Below are 20,861 nucleotides of genomic sequence, written 5' to 3' on the forward strand. Positions count from 1 at the left end.
TCATCGGCAATCAGTTGCCATCAGCAACACTATTTGAGCCCACCCTTGACCTCGTCCAGGAACGCCTTGGCAGCCGCGTCCGGCGCCTGCCTTCCGAAGAGTACGTCGGTCGTGTACCGCTGGATGATCTTCTCCACCTGTCCACCACCGACCGGCGGCGCCGGCGAGGGGTCGCCGAGGTCCGGCTTGATGTCCTGGATGAACTTCGCGGTCGCGGCGTCGGCCGGCTTCAGCTTCGGTGTCACCTCGGCGCGGATGTCCGTGTTCGGCGGCACGCCCCGCTCGGCGAGCAGGATGTTCCCGGCGGCCGTGTTGTTCGCCAGGTAGTTGACGAACTCCGCGGCCTCCTTCTGGTGCTTCGACCGCGACGAGATCGACCAGAACATCGAGCCCTTGTAGTACGAGCCGTTGTCGGCGGCCTTGCCGTCGGCGCTCGGGATCCGCAGCAGCTTCAACTGCTGGCCGGTCGCCTTGCTGAAGGCCACCAGCTGGTTGCTCCAGATGAAGGTCATCGCGAGCTTGCCGGTCGCGAACGCGGACTGGTCGAGCGACGCGTTGATGTCCTGCGAGACGGCCTCGGCCGACGGGATCGCCTTCTGGTCGCGCAGCTTCAGGATGTACTTGAAGAAGTCCGTGGTCGTCTCCGGCGAGACGCCCAGCTTGCCGTCCTTCGTCCAGAGCGACTCGCCGTGCTGCCGGGCCCACAGGTTGAGGCCGGCCTCGTTCGTGCCGAGGGGTCCGGCGCCGGTGACCTTGCCGCCGGTCTTGGTGGTGATCTCGGCGGCCGTCGTGGCGAAGTCGTCCCAGGTCCAGGTCTTGTCGTCCGGGACCGGTACGCCGGCCGTCTTGAACGCGGTCGGGTTCACGACAACCGCGAACGAGTTGATGCCGGCGTTCAACCCGTACAGGCCGCCGTCGAACTCGCCCGCGCCGAGAGTGTCCGGCTCGAACTTGCCGGTGTCCAGGCCCTGCGCCTTCTTCAGGTCGAGCAGCGCGCCGCGGTCGGCGTACTCGCGCAGGTACTTCTCGTCCATCTGAATGATGTCCGGCGCGTCGTTCGCCGCGACCGTGGTGGCGAGCTTGTCCCAGTAGCCGGACCAGTCGCCGAACTCGCCTTTGATCGTGACGTTCGGATGGTCTTTCTGGTACGCGTCGATCACCTGCTGGGTGAGCTTGGTCCGGGTGTCCGACCCCCACCAGGTGAATCGGAGCGTGACCTTGCCGCCATCCGACGACGACGCCGCACCACCGGAGTCGCCGCCGCAGGCGCTTGCCGCCAGCAACGTGGTGGCCAGCGCCAGCGCCGTCAGGGCGCGTGGGATGTGCCTCATGTGGGTGAACCTTTCAGGGAGTTACTTGATGCCGGTGGTGGCGATGCCCTTGATCAGGAACCGCTGGCCGAGCAGGAAGGCGAGGAAGACCGGGACGAGGGACACGACCGACATCGCGAACATCGAGCCCCAGGACGAGCTGGAGGTCGCGTCGACGAACGACCGCAGCGCCAGCGGGACGGTGTACTTGTGCGGATCGGTCAGGTAGATCAACTGGCTGAAGAAGTCGTTCCAGGTCCAGATGAACGTGAAGATCGTCGTGGTGGCCAGTGCCGGGACCATCAGCGGCAGGATGATCCGGAGGAAGATCGACGCCTTGCCGCAGCCGTCGATCCGGGCGGCCTCGTCCAGTTCGCGCGGGATGCCGCGGATGAACTGCACCATCAGGAAGACGAAGAACGCGTCGGTGGCGAGCAGCTTCGGCACGATCAGCGGCAGCACGGTGTTGATCCAGCCCAGGTGCGAGAACAGGATGTACTGCGGCACGATCACCACGTGGATCGGCAGCATGATGCTCAGCAGCATGATCGCGAACCAGAACTTCTTGCCGCTGAACTCCAGCCGGGCGAACGCGTACGCGGCCATCGAGCAGGACACCAGGTTGCCGAGGATCGAGCCGAGCACGACCATCGCCGAGTTCAGCAGGTAGCGGGTGAACGGCTCGGTCAGCGCGTTCCAGCCGACCCGGTAGTTGTCGATCCGCAGGTCCTTCACCAGGATCCCGGGGTCGCGGAAGATCTCGTTGCCGGGGCGCAGCGAGCTGACCACCATCCAGATCACCGGGTACAGCATCACCAGCGCGGAGCCGGCCAGCAGTACGTGGATCACCAGCGGCCGGACCCGGGCCCAGGTGAGCGCCGGGGTGCGGCGGGTGGCGACGGTACGGGAGAGCGTTTCAGTCGTCATAGAACACCCAGTACTTCGAGGCGAAGAAGTTCGCCGCGGTGAAGACCCCGATGACCACGAGCAGGAACCACGCCATCGCGGAGGCGTAGCCCATGTCGAAGTTCCCGAAGCCCTTGTCGTAGAGGTACAGCGTGAAGAACATCGTCGAGTCCGACGGTCCGCCGGTACCGCCCGAGACGACGAACGCCTGGGTGAACGACTGGAACGCGTGGATGATCTGCAGCACCAGGTTGAAGAACACGATCGGTGTGAGCAGCGGCAGCGTGATGCTGAAGAACCTGCGCAGCGTCCCGGCGCCGTCGACCGCCGCAGCCTCGTAGTACATCGCGGGGATCTGTCTCAGTCCGGCCAGGAAGATCACCATCGGCGAGCCGAACGTCCAGACGTTCAGCACGACCAGCGTGCCGAGCGCCGTACTCGGGTCCGAGATCCAGCCTTTTCCGTGAATTCCGAAAACCTCTAGCACCTGGTTCAACAGGCCGGTGGTACCGAACACCTGCCGCCAGAGGATCGCGATCGCGACACTCGAGCCGAGCAGCGACGGGAGGTAGAAGATGGACCGGTAGAACGCCATCCCGCGGACGCCGCGGTCCAGGACGACGGCCAGCAGCAGCGCGATCGCCAGCTGCAGCGGTACCGAGACGAACACATAGGTGAACGTCACCCGCAGCGAGTTGTGCAGCCGCTGGTCGGAGAGCATCCGGGTGAAGTTCTCGAGGCCGATCCACTTCGGCGCCTGGATCAGGTTGTAGTCCGTGAACGACAGGTACAACGAGGCCAGCATCGGGCCGATCGTGATCAGGAAAAGACCGAGCAGCCAGGGGGCCAGGAAGAGGTATCCGGCCAGGTTGTCCTTCTTGCTGCCCAAGCCTTTCTTGCCCCGGAGACTGCCCAGCTCGCCTAGCGCACTCATGGCCACCTCCTCGGAAAACGCTTGCCTTGGCCGAGCAAACTAGCCCGAGAAACCGGTTTACGCAAGGGTTCGCAGGCGGGCCCGGGTGTCCGGATGCGGACGCGATGTGGTGGACTGGTGGCCGTGGACGAGGACTTCCTGAACCTGCTGGCCGCCGCCAACCAGAAACAGATTCCGAAACTGCTCGGCAACTCCCAGAACGTTTCCGAAACTGCCCGGGGCGTGGCGCGGAACATCCGCCGGCTGGTTTCCGGGTGGGTCTGCGAGCGGTCGGCGTACCAGCACGCCGCCGAGCTCCTCGGGCCGATGGGCAGACTGGTCGAGCAGCTAGCCGTACGGCAGCACGACGACGGGCTGTTCGACATCGGCAACCTGCACTCGCCGCCGGACACCGCGTTCGTGATCCAGGACGTGTGCACCTCGTACGCGCTGCTCACCGCGGATGCTCAGCCGGAAACGGCTGGTTTTCGTGCCGCGCTCGCAGCGGTGGTGACGAAGGCCGGGCCGGCGCTGGCGTCGGGTGGGGTGCACACGCCGAACCACCGGTGGGAGGTGTGCGCGGCGCTGACTCGGGCGCATCACCTGTTTCCGGATCCGCGGTACGCGGCCCGGATCGACGACTGGCTGGCCGAGGGCATCGACGCGTCGCCGGACGGGATATACAGCGAGCGGAGCTCGACCTACGCCGCCGAAGTCACCAACCCGTGCTTGTCGACACTCGCGTGGGTGCGCGGGGAGCCGGAGCTGCTCGAGTACGTACGACGCAACCTCGACGCGACGCTGTACCTGCTCGAGCCGAACGGCGAGGTCGACACAACAGCCTCACGCCGCCAGGACCAGAAGGGCGTGCGGGACGCATGGTGGTATCTGCTGCAGTTCCGCGAACTCGCAGTACATACGGGCGACGGCCGCTTCACGACTGCGGCCAAGGACATCGAAGCCCGCGGTACCGGCGGGCTCGGCGACTTTCTGGCCGAGGTCCTCGAGCGGCCTGAGCTGGCTGCGGTACTTCCTGCCGCTGTGCCGGCACCGGACGACTTCGTGCGGCACTTCGCGTCGCAGGGGTCGGCGCGGGTACGGCGTGGGACTCGGACGGCGACGGTGTTCGGCGGAACGGACTACCACGACGTACCGCTGGTCGCGTCGGGACTGTCCACCAACCCGACCTTCTTCAAGCTCCGCAACGGCGCGGCGATCCTCGACTCGGTGCGGTTGTCGCCACAGTTCTTCGGCACCGGCCACTTCCGCGCCGACGGACTGCATCGCACCGGCCCGAGTACGTTCGAACTCCAGCAGGAGGTACGGGCGCCGTACCACCTCCCGCTGCCGCCGCAACACCGCCAACCAGCCGGGAACTACCCCCTGTCGCCGGACGGGCGGTTCTACTCGTCGATGGACTTCGAGAACCGACCGCGGCAGTACCGCGCGCTGCGCACCGGCGTACGGGTCGAGGAAGTGCCGAACGGCTTCGACGTCTCCTTCGCGTTCACCGGCGACGAAACCCGGTACGCCGTCGAACTCTGCTTCCGCCCCGGCGGAACGCTGACCGGCGTCGAGTCGTTGGATGCCTCAGGCAACTACCAGCTCGCGTCCGGGACCGGCACCTACACCGTCGGCAACGACCGCATCGTCTTCGGCCCGGGCAACGGCGCGACCCGAGTCCCCATGGACCCGGGCGAGCAGTACACCTACCTGGGCGGCAACCTCACCCCCGAAGGCCTCCGGGTCTACCTGACCGGCCGCACCCCCGGCCGCCAACTCCTGCAACTACGCACCGAGTGAGCCGGCATCGATCCACGTCGGCGACGAGATCTCCGTAGGAGGAGGCTTCGTCGACGTCGCACGCCGTCCCCTGCACAGGCCAAGACCGCATATTCGTAGCCTCCGGCCTGTCACGCCTCTGACGACCCTCCGACTCGCCTCCAGGGTTCTAAAGGAAGCGCGGGGCGAGGCGGTCTGCGGTTCGGTAGGCGAGGGCAAGGGGTGTGGCCAGGCCGGCTACCAGGGCGCCGACCAGTGGGCCGCGGCGGCGGGCCGAGACGCGCGGCGGAAGGGTTGCGAACAGGGTCGCGACGGCGGGCAGTGGGCGGATGAAGACGGTCAGCTCGGCGATCTTGCCCTGGTCGTTACAGCGGACCTGGTTGATTGCCTCGAGCTCGACGCCCCGGACCCGCGCCCGGAACGAGAACGCCTGGGTGTCGCCGTGCGTCAGCGGTTCGCCGGTGCGGACGTCCTCGAGTACGGCGAAGATATCCCGATGCAACGCGACCACCTCGTCCCGGCCCCGGAACGTGAGCCGGTCGGTGAGCGGTGAATGGAACTCGACGTCGTCCGCGAGCACCGCCCCGACCGCCTCCGCATCACCCACCTCACCGGCCGCCCGAAGAGCATCGATCGCATCCAGAGAATTCGTCATGCCGGTAGTCAAGCAGCTCTGCGGTCCTCCCCACCAGTCGCGTAGAAGATTTATTGCTGCGAGCAACTAATCGGTGCGGCCACACCGACCTGGCGACCTGTGGACAACCGGCGCTTCTGGATCTCCTTGGAAATAAGGGGTTCTGGCGTTGGAAACTGTCGGAGGGCGTGTCTAGAGTTGTGGGCATGGAGATTCTCGGCGAACGATCCGTCTGGTCGATGAGCGACAGCGAGGCGCTGTGGGCTCTCGACGCGGTCGTCGCCGAGGGCGCCAGGCTCAAGACCCTGAAGTGGCAGCTGACCGCACGGCTGGACGCATCCGGATACGCCAAGGACCTAGGTGCCCGCGACACCGCCCGCCTGCTGTCGGAGCGCTACCGCCAAGACCTGAAGGACGCCCGCCGAGACGTCCATCTAGCCAACCGCCTCGCGACCTACGCCGCCACCAGCGCGGCCCTGCCGGACCCGGCCATCCCGTTCCAGAACCCGGTCCACGCCACACCGGACGACGCTTCCGCCGCGGCGCCGGACGCTCCTACCGCGGCCACTCCTACTGCGCAAACTGCCGACATGGACAACGCGGCTGACGGCGCGCCCGCAGCGGATGGTGCTGCCGCCGGGAGCGGTGCGGATGGCGGCTGGCGAGTGAATCCTGCCCAGGCAGCCGCGATCGTCTCGGTCCTGGACCAAGTCCCGAACACCGTCCCGGCAGAAGACGTCGCCGTCGCGGAGCGCGAACTGATCGGCCTGGCCGCCACCCACACCCCGGAACAACTGCGCCGCGCAGGCCGCACGATCCGCAACCTCCTCGACCCGGACGGCCCCGAACCCGACGAGAAGGCGGCCTACGACCGCGAGTCCCTCACCCTGAAAACCGCCGCCAACGGCGTCACCTTCAAGGGATACCTCGCCAACGAGAACGCCGAACTCCTCCGCACCCAGATCCACGCACTCGCCCGCCCGCGCAAGACCGTTGACGGCGAACTCGACCCTCGCCCCCTGAGCAAACGCCAAGCCGACGCCCTCAGCACCATCCTCAACTCCACAGACCAACCCAACTCCGCAGGCCGAGCCCCAACCGAAGTCGAGACCGAAGCCGGGACTGAAGCCGCGGTCGGCGGCGGCGTTCCACCCGCCTCCGGGTATGGCGACGTCCTGCCTTTTCCGTCGGACCGCACAGCCCAGGACGGCGCACCCGAGACCCCGGCGCGCATCGGCCTCGACTCGCCTGCAGGCGACGGCGCGAATGCTCGCAGGCCCGCGGGGACCGATCGCGTTCCCGGTCACGGCCCGAAACCGCACATCAGCATCACCATCGACTACGACGACCTCGTCGCCGCGACCACCAACGCGAACAGCCACGGAATCGGCGCGCTGGTCTTCGGTGACGGCCTGTCCGCCGCGACCGTACGCCGCCTCGCCTGCGACGCCGAAGTACTCCCCATCGTCCTCGGCTCGAAATCACAGCCCCTCGACGTCGGCACCACCCAACGCCTCGTCACCCGCCATATGCGCCGCGTCCTCAACGCCCGAGACAAGGGCTGCGTGATCTGCGGAGCCCCACCCGCCCAAACGGAAGCCCATCACATCATCCACTGGGCCGACGGTGGCCCCACGGCCATCACCAACCTCGCGCTGCTCTGCAAGCGCGACCATGTCGACCTCCACCACGGCCACTGGCGGATCCGCATCATCGACGGCGTCGTCCAGGTGACCCGCCCCAATTGGATGAACCCCACGTCCATCCCGCCCGGCAGATACAAACCCTCAGCCGCAGACATCGTCCACAAGCCACTCATCCCCTCGGTCGACCCCTGGGGTGAGGACGCGTCCACCCCGAACGCAGGCCCCGCGCCACCAGCCCCGCGCAACGTCGGGGGCGACGAAGACGCGCCCACACCCTGCACCAGCCCACCACCGACCTCACCCGACCCGTGGGGTGACGCCGACCTGCCCACACCTCGCACCAGCCCGTCGCTGGTCCCACTCGACCCGTGGGGCGAGGATGCGGCGCCCGTTCCGAGCACAAACCCGCGCTCATTGGTTCCGCTCGACCCGTGGGGTGATGCCGACGTACCCGCAGCGCGCACCAGTCCGCCGCTGGTTCCAGCCGACCAGTGGGGAGACGACGTACCGGCTTGACCAACCAGCTCGCACTCACGATCGTGCCCGAATCACGCGCTGCGACGCCGCAACAGCGTTCACGTGATTACCCGGGTACGCGGCCCGTCGCGGTGAAGTTGGTGCCGCCGGTGCAGAGCCAGCCAGCCAATTCTCCGGCGCTAGCGATTCAGTTGCTGGTCTCGTGGGGTTTTTCCGCCTCGGTCGCGGTGGTCCTGCTCGGAGGAGGTCGCGGGTGCCTGCCGGTCGCATGCGGGTGTCGGGTTGGACGCGGCGCGCATCGTGGCCGCCAGGTCGCCGGCAAGCGTCGCGGCCTGCTCGGCCTGTCCATGGGCGGCCGAGGTTGTGCCGAGGCCGGCCTGGAGCCCCGGGAGGGCCTGGTTGACGACTTGCGCGGCATCGTGGACTCCCGGGACAGTCCGGCTGTCCAGCTCGCCGTACGTCTTCTGCATGCGCCCTGCGCTCCGCAGCGCGGTGCCGAGTCGCTGCGCCGTGCGCTCGGCCCCGGACGCGGCGGTCGCGATCGCCGACTCCAAGCGCGTCAACCGCGCCCGCAGGTCCGCCGGCGTCGCCGCTTGCCCGGCGTCGACCGTCGTACCGCGCTCACCGGACTGCTTGTCGAGGGCGTCGGCCGTCGCGCCGCGCTCGCCGGACTGCTGGTCGGAGGTGGCGGGCAGCGCCTCGAGTTGGTCGAGGAACTCGTGGGCCTGTGCGAGCGAGTTCGCGGCGGCGGCGAGTTCATCGCGTACTTTCGCTACCTGCGTCTGCGCGGGTCTCGCGTGCTGACCGACACCAATCGAATAGTTGGTCGCCGCAGCCAGGATCGAAGCCTCGTTGGGCCGGGCGTCCGCGGTGGGCTCATCGCTCGGCAACTCCGGCCGTTCGCCGAACACCTTCTCGAGCTCCCACAGATGAGCGTCGAGTTGTTCGGCGGCCCCGACTGCGCGACCCAGTCTGGTGCGGACCGAGGCCACCGCGTTGAGGACCTGGTCGGCCAGCTCCGCGGCCCGGTTCCCCTCGCTCATCGACCGTCCTCCGTCACCGGCAGATCCTCGGTGGCAGCGGCTGCGTGGTCGTCGTCGGCCAGTGCCGCGCGCAGCCCGGCGGCGACGGCACGGATCTCGTGCCGCGCGGCCCGCAGGTCCGGGTCCGGCGCGAGTTCGTCCGGCAGTTCCAGGGCATCGTTCGACGGCTGATCCGGCACGGTTCGGTTCCTCTCCGGCGACTGAACTCGCGTCAGACTAATTCCCGCCGGGGCAGTCCACGGGCCTCGCCAGATGTACTTCAGTCGTCCGGGCGATGAACTACTGCGGCACTCAGCGGTGGTTCAGCAGGTGGACTGCTTCGCTCGCCCAGTAGGTGAGGATCGTGTCGGCGCCGGCTCGGCGGATGGCGGTGAGGGTTTCGAGGATGGCGGCGTCGCGGTTGATCCAGCCGTTCGCGGCGGCGGCTTCGACCATCGCGTACTCGCCGGAGATGTTGTACGCCGCGACCGGGACGTTCACGTGGTCGCGGACCTGGCGGATGATGTCGAGGTACGCGAGGGCCGGCTTCACCATCACGATGTCGGCGCCCTCGGCGATGTCGAGGTCGACCTCGCGGATCGCGTCGCGGGAGTTCGCGTTGTCCTGCTGGTACGTCTTCCGGTCGCCGGTCAGCGACGAGTCGACGGCCTCGCGGAACGGGCCGAAGAAGGCGGAGGCGTACTTCACGGCGTACGCCAGGATCACCGTGTCGACGAACCCGGCCTTGTCCAGCGCGGCTCGTACGACACCGACCTGGCCGTCCATCATCCCGGACGGGCCGACGACATGGGCGCCGGCAGTGGCCTGCGCAACGCCCATCTCGGCGTAGATCGCAAGCGTGGCGTCGTTGTCCACGCGGCCAGAAGAGTCGAGTACGCCGCAGTGCCCGTGCGAGGTGAACTCGTCCAGGCACAGGTCCGACATCACCAGCAGCGAGTCCCCGACCTCGGACCTCGCGTCCCGGATCGCCACGTTGAGAATGCCCTCAGGATCCAGCGCACCGGACCCGACCTCGTCCTTGGACGAGGGGACGCCGAACAGCATCACGCCGCCGAGGCCGAGCTGAGCGGCCTCCGCGACCGCCTTCCGCGCGGTGTCCCGGGTGTGCTGGACGACGCCCGGCATCGACCGGATCGGGATCGGCTCCCGGGCGTCCTCCCGGACGAACATCGGCAGGATCAGCTGCCGCGGCTCGATGGTCGTCTCCGCGACCAGCCGGCGTACCGCCGCCGACGACCGAAGCCGCCGCGGCCTGACCTCCGGGAAACCACCAGGCATGAAACTCAGCTCTTCCGACGAGATCCCGAGCGACGCTCGGACGGACGGGTGACCGGCTCACCGGCCTCCACCATGGTGTCACGACGGTCTGCACCGAACCGGGCCAGGGCGTCGGCGAGCTCCTCGACCGACGGCGACTCGGCCATCGCGTCGACCCGCAGGCCGTGCTCCTCGGCGGTCTTCAGCGTGGCCGGGCCGATCACCGCGATCACCGTCGACGCGTGCGGCTTGCCGGCGATGCCGACCAGGTTCCGGACCGTGGACGACGAGGTGAACACGACCGCGTCGAACTTGCCGGACTTGATCGCCTCGCGGGTCGGCGCGGGCGGCGGGGCGGCCCGGACGGTCCGGTACGCGGTCACGTCGTCGACCTCCCAGCCCAGATCGGTGAGGCCCGCGACCAGGGTCTCGGTGGCGATGTCGGCGCGCGGCAGGAAGACCCGGTTGATCGGGTCCAGCAGCGCGTCGTACGGCGGCCAGTCCTCGACCAGTCCGGCGGCGGACTGCTCACCGGACGGGACCAGGTCCGGACGGATGCCCCAGGCACCGATCGCCTCGGCGGTCTTGTCGCCGACGGCGGCGATCTTCAGCCCGGAGAACGCCCGCGCGTCCAGCCCGTACTCGTCGAACTTCTCCCGGACCGCCTTCACCGCGTTGACCGAGGTGAACGCGACCCATTCGTAGCGGCCCTCGACCAGACCGCGGATCGCCTTGTCCATCTGCTGCGGGTTCCGCGGAGGCTCGACGGAGATCGTCGGTACCTCTTCCGGCATCGCGCCGTACCGGCGCAGCCGGTCCATCAACGGGCCGGCCTGGTCCTTGGTCCGCGGGACCAGGATCCGCCAGCCGAACAGCGGCTTGGTCTCGAACCAGGACAGCGACTCACGCTGCTCGACCACGGCACCGACGACGACCACGGCCTCGCCGGTGACCTTCGCGGTACGCAGGTCGGCGACGATCGTCTCGAGCGTGCCGACGACGCTGGTCTGCGAGGTGGTCGTACCGCCGACGGTGACGGCGACCGGAGTGGCGGCGTCGAAGCCGGCCTCGATCAGCCCGGCGACGGTCTCCTTCAACACGTCGGACGCGTTCAGCAGGACCAGGGTCTGCTTCGGCTGCAGGCGGGTCAGGTCGAGCTTGTTCTCCGCGAGGTCGATGACTGTGACCTCACGGTCGCCCTTCATGGTCAGCGGGATCCCGGCGTACGTCGGAACCGCGCTCACCTCGCTGACCCCCGGGACGACGTTGAACCCGATGCCCGCCTTCTTGCACGCGGCGGCCTCCTCGGCGCCGCTGGAGAAGGTGAACGGGTCGCCGCTCAGCAGGCGGACCACGTTCGCGGCTGTCTTCGCGGTCTTCACCACGAGCCGCGCGCGGGCCGCGACGCGGAGCGCCCGGCTGCCCTCGGCGCCGGAGCCGTCCACGACCTCGACGCCGGCCTTGCAGAAGTTCAGGAAGGCGTCGTGTTCGGGGCCTTCGACAACGACCGCGTCGGCGTTGGCGAGCACGTCCCGGCCGGCCAGCGTCAGCAGCGCCGGGTCACCAGGACCGACGCCGACGAACGTGACATGGCCGAGCGGTCTGGTCTGCTTGACGGTACTGGTCGCGGCCTTCTGCGGTGCCGCGGTGGCGGCTGCTGTCTTCGCGCTCACGTCTGCCTTCGCCCTCGTCGTTTTGGTGCTCGTCCTGTGGGCCGTCTTCTGGGCCTTCTTGTGGGCCGTGCTTGTGCCCTGCGCCGCTGTCATGTTCGCTCCAGCAACTCGTTCGCCAGCGCTCTGCCGAGGCCCGCCGGGTCGTCGACCGGCCCGTTCGCGGAGAGCCGCCGGACACCGTCCTCCTGGCCGAGCGCGCCCCGCAGCCACAGCTCCGGGCCGTCCTCACCCTCGACCACCTCGGCCAGCGCGCCGACCGGAGCCGTGCATCCTGCCTCGAGGGTGGCCAGCAACTGCCGCTCCGCCGTGACCGCCGCGCGGGTGGCCGCGTCCTCTAGCGGTGCCAGCGCGGCCAGTACGTCGGTGTCGTCCGCGCGGCACTCGACGGCCAGCGCGCCCTGTCCGGGCGACGGCAGCATCTGGATCGGGTCGAGCGTCTCGGTCACCTCGTCGAGCCGGCCCAACCGTGCCAGCCCGGCCCGGGCCAGTACCACCGCATCGACCTTGCCGTCGGCAACCAGTCCGATCCGGGTGTCCACGTTGCCGCGGATCCCGGTGCACTCGACGCCCAGCCCGAGCGCGTCGAGCTGCGCCGTCCGGCGTGGCGCACCGGTACCGATCACCGAACCGTGCGGCAGCTCACCGAGCGTCAGCCCGTCGCGGGCGACGAGTACGTCGCGCGGGTCCTCGCGGACCGGGATCGCGCCGATCACCAGGCCGTCGACAGGCGCGGTCGGAAGATCCTTCAGCGAGTGCACGGCGATGTCGATCTCGCCGGCCAGCAACGCGTCCCGGAGCGCGCTGACGTAGATGCCGGTCCCACCGATCTGCTCGACCGGGGACACCTTGTCCACGTCGCCGGTGGTCGAGATCGGGATCAGCTCGACCTCGTGACCGAGGTTCCGCAGGGCGTCCGCGACCAGCGTCGCCTGTGCGGTCGCCAGCTTGGAGCGGCGCGTCCCGAGCCGGATGATCATGCCTGCTCACCACCCTTCGGCGTGGTGACCGCGTCCACGGCCGCCTGGTCGAGTGCGAACAGTTGCCGCAGCGCGTCGGCGTACGTCGGTCCGCCCGGATCGCCGCCGAGTTCCTTCACCCGGACGGTCGGGTTGTGCAGCACCTTGTCGACGACCCGGTGGATGGTCCGCTCGACTTCGTGCCGTTCGTGCTCGTCGAGGTCCGGCAGCCGGCGCTCGAGCCGGGCAAGTTCCTGGTCGACCAGTGAGCTCGCCATCGCCCGCAGCGCCACCACGGTCGGCGCCACCGACGCGGCCCGCCGGGTCGCCTCGAACGCTCCGGTCTCCTCGCCGACGATCCGCCGGACCTCGTCGATGTCGGCCTCGCTGCCGCCCGCCGTACCGACCAGGTCGGCCAGCGTGATCAGCGTGACGCCGGGGATCCGGGCCGCCTCGGGCGCGACGTCGCGCGGAAGGGCGACGTCGAGTACGCCGAGGGGCCGGTCGCCGGCGGCGTTCCGGATCATCTCCTCGGTGATCACCACACCGCGGGCGCCGGTACACGAGACGAGCAGATCGGCGTCCTTCAGCGCGTCCGGTACGTCGGCGAGCCGGATCGCCGTACCGCCGATCCGGTCGGTCAGCGCGACCGCGCGATCGTAGTTGCGGTTGGCAACGGTCACGCTGCGCGCGCCGTTGTTCATCAGGGTCTGCGCGGCGAGAGAGGCCATCGAGCCGGCGCCGACGATCAGCGCCCGGCGGCCTTCGGTCCCGCCGACCGCCTCCAGCCCGGCCGAGACGACCGAGCGGCCGGCCGCGTCGATCCCGGTCTCGGTACGGGCCCGTTTGCCGACCCGCAACGCGTGCTGGAACAGGGCGTTCAGGTCGGTACCGATGGTCTCGTTGTCCTGGCCGGCCCGCAATGTCTCCTTGAGCTGGCCGAGGATCTGGCTCTCGCCGACGATCATCGAGTCCAGCCCGACCGCGACCTGGAACAGGTGCGCGACCGCGCCCTCCTCGAAGTGCACGTACAGGTGCTCGGCGAGGTCGAGCAGCGGTACGCCGGTGACGTCGGACAGGATCGCGGTGACCTCGTCCATCCCGGCGTGGAACCGGTCGACGGTTGCGTACACCTCGGTGCGGTTGCAGGTGGCAACGACCGCGGACTCCGCGACGGCGGCCGAGTTCCGGACCTGGAGCCCGAGCTTGGTCGCGGCCTCCGCGTCCAGCGCGACCCGCTCGAGAACGTCGATCGCAGCGGACCGGTGACTGATGCCGACAACCAGATAGCTCATGCGCCGACACCTCCCCCGACACTCGGGAAGTCCGTCAGGCCGTTCATCGCTGGTAGTTCGGGCACCTGGGGGAGCGCCGCCTCTCCGGACTTTCGTTGTTCGTGGTACGCCAGGATCTGAAGCTCGATCGAGAGGTCCACCTTGCGGATGTCGACGCCGTCGGGCACGGACAGCACCACGGGCGCGAAGTTCAGGATGCTGGTGACACCGGCGGCGACCAGCCGATCGCACACCTCCTGGGCCGGACCGGCGGGGGTGGTGATGACCCCGATCGAAACCCGGTCGGCCTTCACGATGTCCTCGAGCTGGGCGAAGTCGCGGACCTCCATGTCGCCGATCCGCTCGCCGACCAGGTTCGGGTCGGCGTCCAGCAGCGCGACGATCCGGAAGCCGCGGGTCCCGAAGCCGGAGTAGTTCGCCAGCGCGTGGCCGAGGTTTCCGATCCCGACGATGACGACCGCCCAGTCCTGGGTGACGCCGATCTCGCGGGCGATCTGGTAGCGCAGGTACTCGACGTCGTAGCCGACGCCGCGGGTGCCGTACGACCCCAGGTAGGACAGGTCCTTGCGGAGCTTCGCGGAGTTCACCCCGGCCGCGGTCGCCAGGTCCTCGCTCGACGCGGTGGCGGTGCCACCGTCGGAGAGCGCGGTCAGGGCCCGCAGGTAGACCGGCAAGCGCGCGACAGTCGCCTCGGGGATGCCGCGTTCGGTTCTCGTCGGCGGGCCGGGGCGACGGCTGCTGGCACGCGTCACAATTCTCCTGGGAGCGGTTGGTTCACCGCGGTCTGACGGCCGGCGGCTCTCTTACTCTAGGAGCTTGTGAACGTGAGAACAAAATCGGTGGAAGTGAGCCCTACCTCATCAGCGCTTTTCGCAGTCGGGCGGGGTCCACACGCCAGAAGTCGTGCTGCTTGCCGTCCACGAAGGTGACCGGGATCTGTTCGCCGTACTCCGTGAACAGGCGGTCATCCTGCGTGATGTCGACCTCGCTCCACTCCACGCCCGCCTCGGCGCAGACCGCCCGGATGATCTCCCGGGCGTCGTCGCACAGGTGACAGCCCGGCTTCCCGTACATCACCACGCGACTCATCGGCCGCCCTCCCGGAGCCGGCCCTTCGCGACCTTGCCGGTGACCGAGTGCGGCAGGTGGTCGACCACCTCGATGTCGACCGGGCTCTTGAACCGCGCCAGCCGGCCCTCGGCGTACTCGCGGACCGTTGCGACGTCGACCGATGTGTCCGGCAACGGTACGACGAACGCCTTCACGGCCTCGCCGGTCTCCTCCGACGGTACGCCGATCACCGCCGCCTCGCGGACCCCCGGCGCCGCGACCAGGACGTCCTCGACCTCGCTCGGGAAGACGTTGAAACCGGACACGATGATCAGCTCGCGGAGGCGGTCGACCAGGAACAGGTCGCCGTCCGCGTCCAGGTACCCGACGTCGCCGGTCCGGTACCAGCCCTCCGCGTCCGGGCCGTCCACGCCGTCCGGCCAGTAGCCGGAGAACAGGTTGCCGCCGCGGATCAGGATCTCGCCGGGGTCGTCGCCCTCGACGTCCTCGCCCTGCTCGTCGGCGATCCGGAGTTCGACGTTCGGCAGCGGGCGGCCGACCGATCCGGGCTTCGGCGCGGCCTCGCCGAGGGTCGTGGTGACACCCGGGGACGCCTCGGTCAGCCCGTACCCCTGGTGGACGTACAGCCCGCTCGCCTGCTCGAAGCGGTCCGCGAGCGTACGGTCGAGCGTGGAGGCGCCGGTCAGGACGACCTTGACCGTCTTCAGCGCGGAGCGCAGGTCCGGGCGGGTCAGCAGTGCGTTCAGGGCGGGCGGTGCGAGCGGCAGGCGCGTCACGCCGTACCGCCCGATCAGCTCCAGGGTCTGCTCGGGGTCGAAGCGGCGCTCGACGATCAGCGCGGCGCCGGTCGCGACGGTCCAGCCGAGGACCGCGTTCAGGCCGAACGCGTGGAACATCGGCAGCACCCCGAGCACCACGTCCTCGGGCCCCATCCGGTCCTCGCCGAGCTCGCTGAGGTTCCGTACGTTCGCCGAAAGTGCCCGATGGGTGAGCATCGCGGCCCGCGGATCTCCACTGGTTCCGGACGTGTACAGCAGGACCGCGAGCGACTCGGGATCGATCGGCGGCGGTAACGGAACGTCACCCTGGAGCTCGTCCGGGGCGACCGTCCGGACGCCCTCGACGCGGTCCGCGAGGACCGCGTCGGCGATCGCCAGCCGGGCTCCGGAGTGCGCCGCGACGGTCGCCACCTCGGGTCTGGTGAGTCCGGTGTTCAGCGGTACGGCGACCAGCCCGGCGCGAAGAACGCCCAGGTAGGACGTGACAAATTCGATGCTGTTGGCAACCAGGAGCAGGACCCGGTAGCCGGGCACCAGGCCGGCCGCGGCGAGCCCCCGCGCGGTCCGGTCGACGGCCTCGTCGAGCTCGCTCCAGGTCAGCCGCCGGTCGGCGTCGACCAGCGCGGGACGATCGCCATGACGTTGCGCTGTGTCACGAAGGATGTCCGCGAAATTCACGTTCACCAGGCGAGTCTGTCACGGCCGGGATTCTCCTGAGGACCGACCGGGTTTGCTCGGAACGGTTGCAGCAGAGCGTGACCACCGATATACAGGTGACTTCGCGAGCGAGCTTCTGCTGAACCTCACACTGCAGAAACCCGTCCGCGCGGGGACCCTCATGCGCGATGTACCAACCCCGACAGCAGGCTGCTCCGTCATCGGCGGACGCGGTCCGCTGGCGCATTCACGCAAGCTTCGGACCGGACGGAAGGCGGCACGCCCCAGCCTGTTGACAGCCCGTGCATGAGCAGTAACGTTCGGTGCTGTCCCAGAGTCACTGAGGCCATTCGCGGATGTGTCGAACGACGTGTCAGTCGAACGGGGAGACAACTTGACCACGCCGGAACCAAGCCCGGACGGGATGCGACGTGCTGAGCTCGTCGATCGCGCCCAGGCCGGGGACGTCGGTGCCTTCGGTGAGCTGTACGACGAGTACTCGCTCACCGTCTATCGCTACATCTACGCCCGGGTGTCGTCGTCGGCACTCGCCGAGGACCTGACCAGCGAGACCTTCGTGCGGGCACTCCGCGCGCTGGACTCGTTCCGCTGGCAGGGCCGGGACTTCGGAGCCTGGCTGGTAACGATCGCCCGGAACCTGATCACCGACCACTACAAGTCCGGGCGGGTCCGGCTCGAAGTGGTCACCGACGAGATCGAGACCCACGACCGGCAGACCGAGGGCCCGGAGATCGACGTGCTGGCCGCGGCCACCGCCGAGGTGCTCCGGGACGCGGTGGCCGGCCTGCCCGACGAACAGCGCGACTGCCTGACGATGAGGTTCTTCGCCGGCTTGTCGATCGCCGAGACGGCCAAGGCGCTGGAGAAGTCCGAAGGCGCCGTCAAGCAACTGCAACTGAGGGCCGTACGGCACTTGGCGAAGGTTATCCCCAAGGACTTGAGATGAGGCGGATGACAACGAACGTCTTTCGTAACCCGTCAGGGAGTTACCTCGTTTGCCTGGTGAGGACCTGTCGGTGACCCCGACTGGCCATTGAGGAGAACGAGAACTCATGAGTGACCTACACAGGGCTCGAGCGCGCGCGGAGTCATTCGCGCACGCCATCGATCACGGGCCCCGTCACTCCGCGCGACTGGGCGACGATCCAGAGTTGCTGGAAGCTGTGGAACTGGTCGGACGGCTGAGGACCGCCGGCGCAGTAGCACCGCGACCCGAGTTCAGTGCCGAGCTGCGGCACCGCCTGATGGAGCAGGCGGCGGCGCGGGCGGCGACCACTGCGACTCAACTGACGGTGCACACCGCACCAGACGACTCGGACGACCCGCCGGGTAGCGAGGACGTTGGCGCGTCCGTGACAGATATCCGCCGTCGCCAGAGCCGGAGGATCCGGCTGGTGGCATCGACCGCTGCGCTCGTGTTGCTGGGAGGTGGCATCGGTTCTGCCGCCGCCGCCCAGCAGGCGATGCCCGGCGACACGTTGTACGGGATGAAACGCAGCATCGAGAATGTGGCGACCAATGTGGGTGTCGGCGACGACTCCCGCGGCCGGCGCGATCTCGAACATGCCAGACCCGACTGTCCGAAGTCCAGGAGCTGGCCACCAGCGGCGGCTCGGTGGACACCATCAACGCGACCCTGGACGACTTCTCGAAGCAGGCCCGTCAGGGCGTGTCCAGACTGCTCGCGTCGTACCAGCAGAACAGCGACCAGAGTTCGATCACGGCGATCACGACGTTCATCACCAGCGCCCGCCAGGCTCTCGGTGAGCTCGCGCCGCAACTGCCGCCCGAGTCGCTGAAGTCCGGAGTCGAGGCGTTCGCCACCATCGAGCAGCTGGCCGGCCATGCCGCGGCCGCCTGCCCGAAGTGCGACGCACCGAAGCCGGCGTCCGGTGCGCCGAGCACCGGCTCGAACAAACCGAACCGCACCTCCCCCGGCGCGACCGGGCCGAGCGATCCGGTCCAGGCGTCGTCGACGAGTAAGGCCTCGACGACGATCCCGACCCCGGTCGACTCGACCTCGCTGCAGCCCAGCACCGCGCCGACCAATGTGCCGAACACGACGATCGTCCAGGAGTCCAACACTCCGCCGCCGACCGCCCTGAAGACGCCACCCAAGCCGTCGTCGTCGAACTCGCCGATTGCGACGCCCACGGTGCTGCCTTCCACCTTGACCCCGACCACACCGGCGTGGCCGTGGCCGTTCCCGACCACCCCGCTGATCGACCTGCCCGGTGTCCTCAAGACCCTGCTTCCACCCTGGAAGTAGCAGGCAACAGTTGTGCGAAGGCCCCCGGCAGAGCAGTCCGCCGGGGGCCTTTCGCGTGGGGCCGTCGTTCAGAAGAAGACGCTGCGGCGCTGCATGAGCAGCGTGTACAGGGTCTGCTGGATGGTCTCGCGGACCTGGTCGGTGACGTTGAAGACCAGCATCGGGTCGTCCGCGGCGCCCTCGGCGAAGTCGTCGGTCCGGATCGGTTCGCCGAACTCGATCAGCCACTTCGACGGCAGCGGGATCAGGCCGAGCGGGCCGAGCAGCGGGAAGAACGGCGTCACCGGGATGTACGGGACGCCGAGCAGCCGGGCCAGCGACGCGATGTTGCCGACCAGCGGATAGATCTCCTCGGCGCCGACGATCGAGCACGGCACGATCGGTACGCCGGTCCGCATCGCCGCGCTGACGAACCCGCCGCGGCCGAACCGCTGCAGCTTGTACCGCTCGGAGAACGGCTTCCCGAGGCCCTTGAAGCCCTCCGGCCAGACGCCGACCAGGTTGCCCTGGCGGAGCAGGCGCTCGGCGTCGTCGTTGTTCGCGAGGGTGGCGCCGCCCTTGCGGGACAGCTCGCCGACGAACGGGGTCTGGAACACCAGGTCCGCGGCGAGCGTACGCAGCGGACGGCCGGTGTGGTCCGCCACCACGACCTGGGTGACCAGGCCGTCGAGCGGCATCGTGCCGGAGTGGTTCGCGACGATCAGCGCGCTGCCGTCGGACGGGATGTTCTCGATCCCGCGCACCTCGACCCGGAACCACTTCTCCACCATCGGCCGCAGCATCGGCAGCAGCACCTGGTCGTTCAGGTCGGCGTCGTACCCGAACTCGTCGAGCTCGTACTCCCCCGTCAGCCGCCGCCGCAGGAACGCCAGCCACTCCGCGACCCGCCGCTCCCCGTCCGCCCCGAACAACCCGCGTACCGCCCGCTCGAGCCCGACGAAGTCGAAGCTCGCCTCGGTCGGTCGTTCCTCGGTGTACGCCGGCGCCTCGACGACAGGCTCTACCGTCTCCTCGACAGGCTGCTTCCGGCTCTTCTTCGGGCGGGCCCGGTCGCCGGCCAGTGCGCGAGCGGCTGCTGACGGGGTGGTTCGGCGGTTACCGCGGCCGGGGCGGCCGCCGGAGCCGATCGGGATGACGTCCGCGTCAGCCACGCAACGCCCCCAGTCCGGCGCTCAGCAGGCCGGCGGCGCGGGTCATCGCGCCGGTGCCGAGCGACCTGCGGAAGTCGTCGAAGGCCTCCGCGGTCGTGTACTTCGGCTCGAACCCGAACTCGGTGCGCATCCGCGTGGTGTCCACGCCGCGCCCGTACGTCAGGAAGGTGATCTGGTCCGGCGAGAAGTCCGCCAGCCGGGCGCGCCGTACGACGGCCGCCGTACTGGACGCGGTGAACGAGGGCAGCCGCAACGTCGGGCGGCCGAGCCGGCGGATCGCCTGGGACAGCGACAACACGCCGTCCCCGGCCAGGTTGAAGGTCCCGGGCAGGTCGTCGACCGTCGCGTGGTGGATCGCCTCGACGCCGTCGTCCTCGTGCAGGAACTGCAGGCGCGCGTCGTACCCGAAGACGGTCGGTACGACGGGCAGGCCGAAGTAGCGGGTGATCGGGGAGTCGGTCTTCGGGCCGATCCAGTTCGCCATCCGGAGCGTGGAGACGCAGACGTCCGGGCGGCGCCGGGCGAATCCGCGGACGTACCCCTCGACCTCGACGGCGTCCTTGCTCAGCCCGTGGTGGTGGATCGCCCGCGGCGCCATCTCCTCGGTGAACATCGCCGGGTCCCGCGGACCCGCGCCGTACACCGTGGTCGAGGACTTCACCACCAGCTTGGCCACGCCCGGCGCCTTCTGGCACGCCGCGAGCAGCTGCATGGTGCCGATGACGTTGATCTCCTTCATCGACGACCGGCCGCCGGCGCTGCCAGGAGTGGCCACCACGCCGGTGTGTACGACCGTGTCGACATCCTCGGCGGCGATCACCTTGGCGATCACCGGGTTACGGATGTCGGCCCGGACGAACCGGACCCGGCCGAGCTCCGCGCGCGGCGGAACGACGTCGACACCGATCACGGTGCCGATCGACGGGTCCTCGGCCAGTCTCCGGGCACAACGAGCACCGGCGTCCCGGGAGACGCCGGTCACCATCACCACCTGTGCCACGAGCTACCCCCAGCCGGACCG

At 69.1% G+C, this 20,861-nt stretch carries 20 protein-coding genes; 4 read left to right on the plus strand and 16 right to left on the minus strand.

The window, feature by feature from the left end:
- Positions 1-29: 29 nt before the first annotated feature.
- The 3 genes from ACZ5BU_RS06570 to ACZ5BU_RS06580 are packed head-to-tail and all read right to left on the minus strand — an operon-like array spanning position 30 to position 3,150.
- On the minus strand, positions 30-1,331 hold the full coding sequence (locus ACZ5BU_RS06570) for an ABC transporter substrate-binding protein (RefSeq protein ID WP_465696053.1): 1,302 nt from the start codon (positions 1,329-1,331) through the stop codon (positions 30-32).
- Positions 1,332-1,352: 21 nt separating this feature from the next.
- Positions 1,353-2,237, minus strand: coding sequence for a carbohydrate ABC transporter permease (locus ACZ5BU_RS06575; RefSeq protein WP_465696054.1), 885 nt, complete (start codon positions 2,235-2,237; stop codon positions 1,353-1,355).
- The gene (locus tag ACZ5BU_RS06580) at positions 2,227-3,150 is read right to left on the minus strand and encodes a carbohydrate ABC transporter permease (protein ID WP_465696056.1); all 924 of its coding nucleotides are present in this window, start codon (positions 3,148-3,150) and stop codon (positions 2,227-2,229) included. Before ACZ5BU_RS06580 ends, ACZ5BU_RS06575 begins: the two co-directional genes overlap by 11 nt.
- A gap of 117 nt (positions 3,151-3,267) precedes the next feature.
- Here ACZ5BU_RS06580 and ACZ5BU_RS06585 point away from each other — a divergent pair, with 117 nt between their 5' ends.
- Positions 3,268-4,932: a hypothetical protein gene (locus tag ACZ5BU_RS06585; protein ID WP_465696058.1), complete on the plus strand. Its 1,665-nt coding sequence runs from the start codon at positions 3,268-3,270 to the stop codon at positions 4,930-4,932.
- Positions 4,933-5,080: 148 nt separating this feature from the next.
- Here ACZ5BU_RS06585 and ACZ5BU_RS06590 read toward each other — a convergent pair whose 3' ends face one another.
- The gene (locus tag ACZ5BU_RS06590; protein ID WP_465696060.1) at positions 5,081-5,566 is read right to left on the minus strand and encodes a nuclear transport factor 2 family protein; all 486 of its coding nucleotides are present in this window, start codon (positions 5,564-5,566) and stop codon (positions 5,081-5,083) included.
- Positions 5,567-5,751: 185 nt separating this feature from the next.
- Here ACZ5BU_RS06590 and ACZ5BU_RS06595 point away from each other — a divergent pair, with 185 nt between their 5' ends.
- The gene (locus ACZ5BU_RS06595; RefSeq protein WP_465696062.1) at positions 5,752-7,707 is read left to right on the plus strand and encodes an HNH endonuclease signature motif containing protein; all 1,956 of its coding nucleotides are present in this window, start codon (positions 5,752-5,754) and stop codon (positions 7,705-7,707) included.
- A gap of 140 nt (positions 7,708-7,847) precedes the next feature.
- On the opposite strand, the gene ACZ5BU_RS06600 is transcribed toward ACZ5BU_RS06595, so the two are convergent.
- From ACZ5BU_RS06600 to ACZ5BU_RS06640, 9 genes are all read right to left on the minus strand, one after another.
- Positions 7,848-8,711: a hypothetical protein gene (locus ACZ5BU_RS06600; RefSeq protein ID WP_465696064.1), complete on the minus strand. Its 864-nt coding sequence runs from the start codon at positions 8,709-8,711 to the stop codon at positions 7,848-7,850.
- Positions 8,708-8,890 carry a hypothetical protein gene (locus ACZ5BU_RS06605; RefSeq protein ID WP_465696065.1) on the minus strand — a complete coding sequence of 61 codons (183 nt, stop codon included), beginning with the start codon at positions 8,888-8,890 and terminating at the stop codon, positions 8,708-8,710. Before ACZ5BU_RS06605 ends, ACZ5BU_RS06600 begins: the two co-directional genes overlap by 4 nt.
- 112 nt (positions 8,891-9,002) lie before the next feature.
- Entirely contained in the window at positions 9,003-9,989 is a 987-nt protein-coding gene (gene hemB, locus ACZ5BU_RS06610; protein WP_465696067.1) for a porphobilinogen synthase, read from the minus strand.
- Positions 9,990-9,994: 5 nt separating this feature from the next.
- Positions 9,995-11,734 (minus strand): bifunctional uroporphyrinogen-III C-methyltransferase/uroporphyrinogen-III synthase, encoded by a 1,740-nt coding sequence (locus ACZ5BU_RS06615; RefSeq protein WP_465696068.1) that lies wholly within the window; start codon positions 11,732-11,734, stop codon positions 9,995-9,997.
- Positions 11,731-12,618 (minus strand): hydroxymethylbilane synthase, encoded by an 888-nt coding sequence (gene hemC / locus ACZ5BU_RS06620; RefSeq protein ID WP_465696070.1) that lies wholly within the window; start codon positions 12,616-12,618, stop codon positions 11,731-11,733. Before hemC ends, ACZ5BU_RS06615 begins: the two co-directional genes overlap by 4 nt.
- Positions 12,615-13,892, minus strand: coding sequence for a glutamyl-tRNA reductase (locus ACZ5BU_RS06625; protein WP_465696071.1), 1,278 nt, complete (start codon positions 13,890-13,892; stop codon positions 12,615-12,617). The genes hemC and ACZ5BU_RS06625 overlap by 4 nt, the downstream gene beginning before the upstream one ends.
- Complete coding sequence (locus ACZ5BU_RS06630; protein WP_465696073.1) at positions 13,889-14,644, minus strand: redox-sensing transcriptional repressor Rex; 756 nt, start codon at positions 14,642-14,644, stop codon at positions 13,889-13,891. Before ACZ5BU_RS06630 ends, ACZ5BU_RS06625 begins: the two co-directional genes overlap by 4 nt.
- Positions 14,645-14,744: 100 nt before the next feature.
- Positions 14,745-14,981, minus strand: coding sequence for a glutaredoxin family protein (locus ACZ5BU_RS06635; RefSeq protein WP_465696075.1), 237 nt, complete (start codon positions 14,979-14,981; stop codon positions 14,745-14,747).
- Positions 14,978-16,426 carry a class I adenylate-forming enzyme family protein gene (locus tag ACZ5BU_RS06640; protein ID WP_465696077.1) on the minus strand — a complete coding sequence of 483 codons (1,449 nt, stop codon included), beginning with the start codon at positions 16,424-16,426 and terminating at the stop codon, positions 14,978-14,980. Before ACZ5BU_RS06640 ends, ACZ5BU_RS06635 begins: the two co-directional genes overlap by 4 nt.
- 367 nt (positions 16,427-16,793) lie before the next feature.
- Here ACZ5BU_RS06640 and ACZ5BU_RS06645 point away from each other — a divergent pair, with 367 nt between their 5' ends.
- On the plus strand, positions 16,794-17,366 hold the full coding sequence (locus ACZ5BU_RS06645) for a sigma-70 family RNA polymerase sigma factor (RefSeq protein ID WP_238332099.1): 573 nt from the start codon (positions 16,794-16,796) through the stop codon (positions 17,364-17,366).
- A gap of 142 nt (positions 17,367-17,508) precedes the next feature.
- On the opposite strand, the gene ACZ5BU_RS06650 is transcribed toward ACZ5BU_RS06645, so the two are convergent.
- A complete protein-coding gene (locus ACZ5BU_RS06650; RefSeq protein ID WP_465696079.1) occupies positions 17,509-17,985 on the minus strand; it encodes a hypothetical protein in 477 nt (158 codons plus the stop codon).
- 50 nt (positions 17,986-18,035) lie between these two features.
- Here ACZ5BU_RS06650 and ACZ5BU_RS06655 point away from each other — a divergent pair, with 50 nt between their 5' ends.
- Positions 18,036-18,689, plus strand: coding sequence for a hypothetical protein (locus tag ACZ5BU_RS06655; protein WP_465696081.1), 654 nt, complete (start codon positions 18,036-18,038; stop codon positions 18,687-18,689).
- A 68-nt stretch (positions 18,690-18,757) separates the two neighbouring features.
- On the opposite strand, the gene ACZ5BU_RS06660 is transcribed toward ACZ5BU_RS06655, so the two are convergent.
- Positions 18,758-19,840 carry a lysophospholipid acyltransferase family protein gene (locus ACZ5BU_RS06660; protein ID WP_465696083.1) on the minus strand — a complete coding sequence of 361 codons (1,083 nt, stop codon included), beginning with the start codon at positions 19,838-19,840 and terminating at the stop codon, positions 18,758-18,760.
- Positions 19,833-20,840 (minus strand): NAD-dependent epimerase/dehydratase family protein, encoded by a 1,008-nt coding sequence (locus ACZ5BU_RS06665; RefSeq protein WP_465696085.1) that lies wholly within the window; start codon positions 20,838-20,840, stop codon positions 19,833-19,835. The genes ACZ5BU_RS06660 and ACZ5BU_RS06665 overlap by 8 nt, the downstream gene beginning before the upstream one ends.
- Between the last annotated feature and the right edge of the window lie 21 nt (positions 20,841-20,861).

The sequence above is a fragment of the Kribbella sp. NPDC031520 genome (assembly GCF_055580825.1).

Bases quoted from the DNA above. Each gene is read 5' to 3' on its own strand.
- ACZ5BU_RS06570 (WP_465696053.1), bottom strand. From the start codon at position 1,331: ATGAGGCACATCCCACGCGCCCTGACGGCGCTGGCGCTGGCCACCACG.
- ACZ5BU_RS06575 (WP_465696054.1), bottom strand. From the start codon at position 2,237: ATGACGACTGAAACGCTCTCCCGTACCGTCGCCACCCGCCGCACCCCG.
- ACZ5BU_RS06580 (WP_465696056.1), bottom strand. From the start codon at position 3,150: ATGAGTGCGCTAGGCGAGCTGGGCAGTCTCCGGGGCAAGAAAGGCTTG.
- ACZ5BU_RS06590 (WP_465696060.1), bottom strand. From the start codon at position 5,566: ATGACGAATTCTCTGGATGCGATCGATGCTCTTCGGGCGGCCGGTGAG.
- ACZ5BU_RS06595 (WP_465696062.1), top strand. From the start codon at position 5,752: ATGGAGATTCTCGGCGAACGATCCGTCTGGTCGATGAGCGACAGCGAG.
- ACZ5BU_RS06600 (WP_465696064.1), bottom strand. From the start codon at position 8,711: ATGAGCGAGGGGAACCGGGCCGCGGAGCTGGCCGACCAGGTCCTCAAC.
- hemB (WP_465696067.1), bottom strand. From the start codon at position 9,989: ATGCCTGGTGGTTTCCCGGAGGTCAGGCCGCGGCGGCTTCGGTCGTCG.
- ACZ5BU_RS06615 (WP_465696068.1), bottom strand. From the start codon at position 11,734: ATGACAGCGGCGCAGGGCACAAGCACGGCCCACAAGAAGGCCCAGAAG.
- hemC (WP_465696070.1), bottom strand. From the start codon at position 12,618: ATGATCATCCGGCTCGGGACGCGCCGCTCCAAGCTGGCGACCGCACAG.
- ACZ5BU_RS06625 (WP_465696071.1), bottom strand. From the start codon at position 13,892: ATGAGCTATCTGGTTGTCGGCATCAGTCACCGGTCCGCTGCGATCGAC.
- ACZ5BU_RS06635 (WP_465696075.1), bottom strand. From the start codon at position 14,981: ATGAGTCGCGTGGTGATGTACGGGAAGCCGGGCTGTCACCTGTGCGAC.
- ACZ5BU_RS06650 (WP_465696079.1), bottom strand. From the start codon at position 17,985: ATGTTCGAGATCGCGCCGGCCGCGGGAGTCGTCGCCGACACCCACATT.